The sequence below is a fragment of the Oleiphilus sp. HI0128 genome (assembly GCF_001635365.1).
Genome location: NZ_LWGG01000201.1, coordinates 1 through 873 on the forward strand (window position 1 = coordinate 1; position 873 = coordinate 873).

Annotated in this window: 2 protein-coding genes; both read right to left on the bottom strand. The window is 44.6% G+C overall.

Annotated features, from left to right (window positions below; genetic code table 11):
- The coding region (locus tag A3763_RS02605) for an AAA family ATPase (RefSeq protein ID WP_156494847.1) at positions 1 to 214 on the bottom strand (214 nt) is incomplete at its 3' end.
- Between the two features lie 10 nt (positions 215 to 224).
- A partial coding sequence (locus A3763_RS02610; RefSeq protein WP_197482707.1) for an exonuclease SbcCD subunit D C-terminal domain-containing protein occupies positions 225 to 873 on the bottom strand: 649 nt, incomplete at its 5' end.

The window sequence follows — 873 nt, forward strand, 5'->3', positions numbered from 1 at the left end:
TCATTACCTTCTCAGCAGGTGATGGTTCATTTAAACGCGGTGTTTGGTGGTATAAGGCAAGGCAAATTGCATCTAACAGCGTAGATTTTCCGGCACCAGTAGGCCCAGTGATTGCAAATAAACCGTTGCTTGCGAAAGGCTCCTGAGTGAAGTCAATAAACCACTCCCCTCGTAGAGAGTTGATGTTCTTAAGGCGAATACTTAGTATTTTCATAACTGCAGCTCTAGAGCTTGTCTCCTTGCTCAGCTTGTAGCAGCGCCTCTTTAAACATCTGTTGCAGACGGCTTTTTAGTGCATCATCGATTCCATCTGGCTCTAATGACAGCCGTTTTTCAAAGACTTCGCTTGCTTTAAGCTCCTGTAAACGTTCGCTACTTTCGGCGACCAGGCTTAACCCTTTTCGATTTCTGCTGCGCTTCAAACAAAGCACTTCGATATTGCTATCGACCACTAACTCTTCGATGCGTTTCTGAAGGTCTTCAAGATAATCCTGTTCTTCAACTTCTACCTCAAGCCAAATAGTCTCACTAAGGTCACCATTGCTTTCTGAACAATAAGCACTGCCATCACGACCGCCCTTCAACTCTGAAAGTTTAGTGCTAATCTCCTCGAGGTTTCCTTTTATTTTGTACAGCTGCTGAAAAACCGGTACATCTATGGCATCCACCGTCACACCAGCCTCATCAAACTCTACCACTTGCACTGACTTTTTCTGGTTTAGCTCGTCAAAGCTAAGCGGAATTGGCGAACCACTATAGTAGATATTGCCATTGCCCTTAATTTGCTGCTGTTTATGGATATGTCCCAGGGCAATGTAATCTGCCGAGGGAAATGATGATGCTGAAAACGCCTCCAAGGTGCCGATATAAATA